Origin of the sequence: Methylobacterium sp. B1, from assembly GCF_000333255.1 — a bacterium.
In the GTDB taxonomy this organism is placed as follows: Bacteria; Pseudomonadota; Alphaproteobacteria; order Rhizobiales; family Beijerinckiaceae; genus Methylobacterium; species Methylobacterium fujisawaense.
The window spans coordinates 1-6,831 of sequence record NZ_BACT01000549.1 but is presented as its reverse complement, the minus strand read 5'-3'; the positions used below and the strand labels follow the sequence as shown (position 1 = coordinate 6,831).

The 6,831-nt window shown below is 60.8% G+C and carries 6 protein-coding genes; 2 read left to right on the top strand and 4 right to left on the bottom strand.

Annotation, left to right across the window (positions count from 1 at the left end; genetic code table 11):
* The first annotated feature begins 988 nt into the window (after positions 1–988).
* Together I53_RS16180 and I53_RS16175 are read left to right on the top strand one after the other, a co-directional pair.
* Positions 989–2,119, top strand: coding sequence for a hypothetical protein (locus I53_RS16180; RefSeq protein ID WP_043352506.1), 1,131 nt, complete (start codon positions 989–991; stop codon positions 2,117–2,119).
* Between the two features lie 67 nt (positions 2,120–2,186).
* Positions 2,187–2,732 carry a hypothetical protein gene (locus I53_RS16175; RefSeq protein ID WP_043352505.1) on the top strand — a complete coding sequence of 182 codons (546 nt, stop codon included), beginning with the start codon at positions 2,187–2,189 and terminating at the stop codon, positions 2,730–2,732.
* Between the two features lie 667 nt (positions 2,733–3,399).
* On the opposite strand, the gene I53_RS33305 is transcribed toward I53_RS16175, so the two are convergent.
* From I53_RS33305 to I53_RS16155, 4 genes are all read right to left on the bottom strand, one after another.
* Positions 3,400–3,666, bottom strand: a complete 267-nt coding sequence (locus I53_RS33305) for a hypothetical protein (RefSeq protein WP_148291162.1) — start codon at positions 3,664–3,666, stop codon at positions 3,400–3,402.
* A 481-nt stretch (positions 3,667–4,147) separates the two neighbouring features.
* Positions 4,148–5,479 (bottom strand): SDR family NAD(P)-dependent oxidoreductase, encoded by a 1,332-nt coding sequence (locus tag I53_RS16165; RefSeq protein WP_043352503.1) that lies wholly within the window; start codon positions 5,477–5,479, stop codon positions 4,148–4,150.
* 9 nt (positions 5,480–5,488) lie between these two features.
* Positions 5,489–5,737 carry an acyl carrier protein gene (locus I53_RS16160; RefSeq protein WP_043352502.1) on the bottom strand — a complete coding sequence of 83 codons (249 nt, stop codon included), beginning with the start codon at positions 5,735–5,737 and terminating at the stop codon, positions 5,489–5,491.
* A partial coding sequence (locus tag I53_RS16155) for an HAD-IIIC family phosphatase (protein ID WP_043352501.1) occupies positions 5,737–6,831 on the bottom strand: 1,095 nt, incomplete at its 5' end. The genes I53_RS16155 and I53_RS16160, both read right to left, overlap by 1 nt.

The following is a 6,831-nucleotide window of genomic DNA, read 5'->3' as shown; positions in this document are numbered from 1 at the left end:
GGCCGCAGGTGCTGATCGCGACGGCGGGCTTGGATATCGAGCCGACGCCCGAAGATGCGCTCCTGATCGGCACTGACGAGCACCAGATCGTCGCCGTGATGCATTTCGATGTCACGAAAGGATAGATATGTTTTCTTTAGTTGATAAGTTGAGGGTATGCGGTCTATTTGCGGTCGTTGACGAGATTGACAACATGTATGGTTTTTCCGTGGTATCAGATACCGATGAACATCGATCTATTAGATTTCAGTTAGAGCAGTCGTTCAAGTCGAACCCGCAATACGAATACGCAAAATCGACGGGGTGTTCCGACGAAAATATGTGGGCTCAATTGCTATGTGCCTCGTTTAAAAGCTTGGAGGATGGGGTGGAAGCTTCGGACCTAACAACACAAGCTGCGGCCCTCGGGTTAATTGATAACTGTGGGTATGACAACGTCGTCATAGTTCGAGACAGTGACGAAATCGTCGTATACAATGTTCGCGGAAGTGCAGGTGAGGCACGCTCGGCGATCGATAGATATGTTGGATTCTGATTTGCAGATAAAAATCCTTCAGAAATCACAGTAGTGTGAGTTCAGGCAGGTGTTTATCTTAGGATTTTTGTGAAATCTCATCGGTGGCGCCGAAGGCGGAATGAAATTAGTTATCCCAAAAGCATATAATGATGAGCCGAGAATAAACTCAGATTATAGCGTCGCCGTAGGCATCACTGCGCCTTCGGTGACGCTGAATTTCGGATCTGTTACCGGCATTGGCGACTAATCGGCCGTGCTTGCTTTGCGGCGTCTTCACGAGCAAGGCCAACGATCTCGTCCGCGCATCCGATACGGGAGACGACATTGGAGTGCATACAATAGGTAAGTCGCGGAATTGTTGCGGGATCTGGGTTTCCGGGGACGATGACCTCCCATCCCCCGGCAATCTGACGCGAGGCGCTCTTGGATCCTTCTCAATCTGTGACCGCTGAGCACTCTCCGAGCCGTCGCTTGGTGCGGGGTTATGAAGGCTGGGCGCTCGACCAAGCCCTCATCGTCGACGCTTCTACGCCCGGGTTCTTTGCCGCCTCATGCCGCTGGGGCGCTGCGCGGCGACAGGCCGCCTACCTTGTTCTCGCCCGCTTGAACGACGGCGACGTCACCGTCTTGGCTCGGCACCTTGACGGCGCGCTGCTCGAACGAGGCATAGCTGTTGACGCCGGTAGCGAACCTCGCGTCATCGTTGGTCGTGCGCTGCTCGCCCTAAGGCCGCGCAGGGTACTACGCGCCGCACTCGGTGGCTTCTTGCCTCCCGGCCTCATCGGTACCCTGACTAAACTCGGCTTCTACCCGCTCGAAATCTCTGGTTCCTACGCCGAAATCGTCCACTTTTTCGCGTCTGGCGATGACGATGTCCGTGCCAGAGTGCGCGTCCTCACCCAGCACCGTGGCCCGCTAATCATCGGCCAAATTCGGGCATTGGCTGGCTTGGAGCCTGATCTCGTCCATCGGGCCGTCGTGCCGCACATACGCGACCCTGAGAGCGCTCGGACGTTCGCAGACGCTGTCGCCTACCTGCGCCGCTGCTGCTCGGGAGCGACTCCCGAAGCATTGCGCGCCAGCCTCGACGCTTGGCCCGTCGACCGCGACATCAAGCACTGGGTCCGCCGCTGGGCCGATCGCTTTGACCGGCCGCCCGGCCTCCACGATCTCGCACGGGCGCTCGCCGGTCGCCCGGGCATTAAGCTGCTCGCCACCGGTGCCGATCTCGTCGCTGCCGAGCGCCGCTACCGATGGGGCTTGTACGATATGGTGCCCGAGGTGCTTGTCGGGCGCCACGCCTATGTTGAGTACCGGCCAACTGTGCCGGGCGGGCGCGTTTTGGTCGCCGTATTGCGCTGGTCGGAGCACGGCTACGTCCTCGATCGGATACACCGGCCCGATCACCACCTCGGTCACGATCCCGGGCACGCGGTGCTGCAACAGCACCTGCGCGGAGCAGGTGTGATCGTCAAAAGTCGTGTCCCAGTGGGACCGCGGATGCATGCGGCAATGCGGGCTTGGTTTGGCATCTACCCGCGGGACCTGAACGAAGTCGACGACCCGGATACCCGTCCCTTTGACGCCGAGGGGGACGCGTAATGAGCGTGTCTCGTGACCACAATGCTGACCTCATCGACGGACACACCGCGTCAAAGGACGCCGGACGATGAAAGACGACGTCCCCGAGATGACGGTGAAGCCGACGCCGTTCGTCGACGATCTGCTGGATACCGCCGCGAACCTCAACCCGATCGTCCTGATGACGATCCTCGTTGGGATCTTCGGATGCGTGCTGGCGATAGCCCCGTCAGTCCAACGCTGGCTCGTCTTCGGACTGATCCTTGGGCTTGTTCCTGGCGCTCTCGATCTGCGAGGTCGGCTCGTCAAAGCCGAGGCGCAGTTGCGTGAGGCTGCGAGATTCGAGCGCGGGGCCTGTGCTGCTTTGCAGATCGCTATGGCCCGGGTTGAGGAACTTGAAGCCGAACTCACCGTCGCCCGTCAGCGGGCCGCCGGGATGACAAGCGATCCCCTTTTCCGCAGTGTGGGTCTAGACGCGGACGCCCCTGATTACATCGTACAGGCGGCCCGGCGCGCCCACCGGGTGGCCTTGCATCCCGACAAACATCCACCAGAGCGTCGGCAGGCTGCCCACGAACGCTACGTGGCTGCGGAAGCGGCCTTCGACGCGATCGCGCGGCGCCGAGGTTCGTAACAGACCGGATGTCACCGCCCCTCCGGTCGCAGGCTACCCGCCGAGACATTCCCAGCAGGGTCGACCGACTGTGGCGACGCCGGTCGATGATATCTTATGACCTTCCCGAGGAGATCAGCTATGGCGCGCAGACCCATACTCGACGATCGCCGCATCCCGATTGGATACTTGGAGGATGTCGACGGGCTCGGGCGTATCCGCGTGCTGGATGCCAAGCTTCGGGTCGTTGGCTACGTAGATACCCGGCGCGGTGAAACGCTTGATGCGCAGTACCGCCTCGTGGCCAAAGGGTCTGTCCCTGGGCTGCTATTCCAATGATTCGCCCGTGTCCCTCGATAGTCTGCCCGTGCAGAAGAGTCGCTTCTGGTTCGCGGACTCATAGGGACGCAGTATCGCGACTCTGACGATCCACGCGACTGGGCATCCCTGTCGAGGGTCTCGCCGAGTGTTAGGCCTATGAGGGAAAGATTATTCGTTGACCCTGGTGGCTACGAGCCGACGAGGCGATTGCGTCAACCGCGGCCCCGCGTGTAAAATGGCGGCGAAGCTTCAAACGCTGGACTAAAACTCGACGTTAAATTTGCGGTCTTGCTGCCAAAGAGGGCGGGTTACCCTTCATGGGAGTGGATCACGAGCTTCAGCCCACTCGATGGCGTAGACACAATCGTCAGGGTGCCGAAAACAAAGCGAATGCAACAGCTTCTGCTTCATCATCGAAGCCAACGACATCGATATCAAGACGAAGCGTCCAATTGCCGGAACAATTCGCTTCGAGCCAAGTTTGCGCCTCGGCAATGAAAACATGCGCCTTGCGGTTATTCATTTTGACTTCGACCGTGAATGGCCAATGATTGCGGAAATTTCGTGTACTTTGTTCGCGCATGCGGGCGACGGCGTCATGAACTATTGCCAGAACGGCTTCAGGGCTTGTCATGCAATTATTTAGAAGAACCTAGACGCTCAGCGCTTAATCGCATTGATTTTGCTAGATCGATCGTTTTCGATGAAATGTCCTCCGCAGGCGTCGGATTTTGCATTCGACACCTGCCATCAAGTTAATCCACGCCACATCTGATTGCTGTCGGGGTCGATGTCTAAGCAACGCCGAAGTGTCGAACCCTGCGCCGTCTCCGAACAGTGCGACGTCACCGTTCCATGACCGCCAGAGCTGTCGGTCGGTGAACGCTGGAATCATGTGGCAGGCAATCAACAAAATTAACGTCACGAATCGACATCCCTGTCGATGACGCCGCGACGGCAGCGAAGCCATGCACGTAGAGGATTAAGTCCAAACCTGCCCACCTCCGCTCAACATCGACGTCAGCGATCTATTGACGTGGTTGAGGCTCCGGGTTGGGCAGCGATCGGTCGTCAGGCTGAAATAGTTTTAAGTTACGAAGCGGGGTGAGAGCCGCCTACGAGACGGCTCGGATCGCCGCGAGCATTTCGTCGACGGCTGATCCCGTCTCCACCGGTTGGACGCTCGACGTCTGGTCGGTTGGAAGCCTCGGTAGCCGCCGGATCGTTGCCTTGACGTTCTTGAGCATCCTCGGGAGATCGGCACAGAGCTGTTCACCGGCGGCCTTGGCCATAGCGTACTCGGTCAGGCCAGCGGGTCGCTCCGTCACCGCGATCGTCGACGGATAGAAGACGTTGAGCTTCTGCTGCCTGCTAAAATGGGCGCAGAGGTCGTAGAAGGAGTCGACGTAGAACCCCATCATTTGGCCCAGCAGGCGCCTGTCGAAGCCCTTGCCACGCTTGCCGAAAATGAAGGGGGTCGCGAAATAGTAGAGCTGGTCGAAAACCTGCGGGGCATCGAGCTGCTGCGTCGGCAGGTTGCGCACGTCGAGCTGCTCCACCGCGCAGGACCCACCGGCCGCGCGGATCTCGCTCGCCACTCGCTGGGCGTCGACGTCACCGGTGGCGTAGGTGATGACGACGTCGGCCCCACCGAGAGACAGGAGCTTTGCCGTGATCTCGCCGAGCCCGCGCGAGCCGCCGACCACGAGGGCTTTGCTCCCGGAGAACTCATCCGGCGAGACCAGCCCCCGCAGCTCGTCACAGCTCGGTTGATCAATTGGCGGCGGCCGCCGGAAAGCGGTGACCTGCCCCCTCAGGACCTGCCCGGTGACGCTTATGGTGATGCGGTTGAAGCGTTCATCTTCGTGCGCGATCTCGAACCGCATACCCAGGGGTACATCCCCGGGCTCGCGAAGGATGTTGAAGCCGCTGAAAATCGAGTGCAGGCCCGGCTCGACCATGCCGACCAGTTTCGACAGCCCGGCGAGTTCCTGTAGGAAGGCGCCTCCCAACACCGCTGCCGCCTCTGGGAACGCCTCCTCAAAGAGGGCGGGCGTGGCCTCCACAGCGAACGAGTGCTTCTCGTGTTCCGATGAGTGCCTGCCCTCGACGGCGGGCCCGAGGTCGATGCGGGTGACCACGGTCTCGTCAACGAGGATGTCGAGGGAGAACCCCTCGCCGCGGCGCTGGCGCTGCCGGAGCACACAGCGATCGCCGACGTAGATCATCCGCTCGAAGCGCACGGACAGGGCCCCGAAGTCCCTCAGATGGCCGCCAGCGGCGTTTAGGGCCCACAGGATAGCGTGGACGCCGTGAACCACCGGATAGCCTGCCTGGGTCCGCCTTGCGGCTACAGGGTCCATGTGCATCGGGTTCTGATCCCCGGACAGCTTCGCGAAGGCGATCTGATCCTCGGGGAGGAAGGTACGTTCGGCGAGGTCGTTCATGGGCGCTCCTCAGCGCTCGGCGAGCTTGGACTCGATCAGCTCGGCCAGCGACCCGACGGTCTTCAGCTTCTCGATCTCCCGCGTGCTCATCCGAATGCCGAAGCGCTCCTCGACCGCGAGCAGGATGTTGATGTGGTTCGAGGAGTCCCAGCCCTCCACATCGTCGGCAGTAGTCTCGGGCTTGAGGTCGATCGTGTCATCAGCGAGGAAGTCACGAAAGATCTCGTTGAGCGCCGCGTACATCTCTTCCGTTTTCATCAGTTCGTCTCCACGATTTTCATGGGAAAGTCTGGGCGATCGCGTCCATGTAGGTAGAACGACCAGCGCGTCGTTGCGCCTTCACCGCCACTGTCCGCATCGAAACCGAGGCGCGGGTAGTGGTCCTTGACCATTCGGTTCTTCGGAGTCGGCCGGTACTCCCCGACGAGGAACCGTGCTCCGAGACGTCTGGCTTCGCCAGCGAGCACGTCCAGGGTCGACTCCTCAACCCGCCGCTTGAGCACGCGGCAGCTCATGAGCCACGTGTCGATCGCGAGTTCGTCGCCCTGCATCTTGCCGATGACGACGGCGATCAATCCGTTGTCGCCGAACCGATCCTTGAGGCGGAAGTGCAAACCGATGGCGCCGTCGTCCGCCATGATCGCGCGGACCTCATCCTCGGTGTAGCGCTTGGTCGTCAGGTTGAACTGGTTGGTCTTGTTGATGAGCTGGACGATCCGCGTCAGGTTCGTGGCGTCGAAGCGACCCCATTCCAGAACCATGTCCAGGCTCTTCAGGTAGGACTCGACGTCGGTCGCGTCTGAGGCCGCAGCCTCCCGCTCTGCGTTCTGGCGGTACTTCTCGGTCCGGCCGAGATCGTCCGCAGTGAGTACCACCCCCTCGAAGTAGCCCGCATCGGCGAGGCATTGCGGCACCAGGGCGGGATCCTCGGGGACCTCGGGCGTCGCCACCATCGGCAGCGCCGTTCGCACCAGATTGCGCTCGAACGGATTGTCGTCGACGAACACGAGGCTGTCGAGGCCGATATTGAGCCGCCGGGCGATCTCGCGGATGTTGGCCGCCTTGTCGTCCCAGTTGGCGAGGAAGCAGGCCACATCCTTGCGCCGGATCGCCATCTCGGGATGCCGATCGAACGGCTCAAGGGCGTTCGCCTCGTCATTCTTCGAGCAGACGGCCAGGATGATGCCGCGACGGGCCTGTTCGAGCCCGTAATGCTGGACCGCCAGGAAGGCTTCACCCTCGGCGTCCCCGTTGCCGATCACGATCCCCTCGACGCCGTCGTCGCCAACGACGCCACCCCACAGGGTGTTGTCGAGATCGAATACGAGGCACTTGGACGAGAGGCCCTGGCG

What these genes read in the sequence shown, in the direction of transcription:
- I53_RS33305 (WP_148291162.1), bottom strand. Translation starts at nt 3,666, where the DNA reads ATGACAAGCCCTGAAGCCGTTCTGGCAATAGTTCATGACGCCGTCGCC.
- I53_RS16175 (WP_043352505.1), top strand. Translation starts at nt 2,187, where the DNA reads ATGAAAGACGACGTCCCCGAGATGACGGTGAAGCCGACGCCGTTCGTC.
- I53_RS16165 (WP_043352503.1), bottom strand. Translation starts at nt 5,479, where the DNA reads ATGAACGACCTCGCCGAACGTACCTTCCTCCCCGAGGATCAGATCGCC.
- I53_RS16160 (WP_043352502.1), bottom strand. Translation starts at nt 5,737, where the DNA reads ATGAAAACGGAAGAGATGTACGCGGCGCTCAACGAGATCTTTCGTGAC.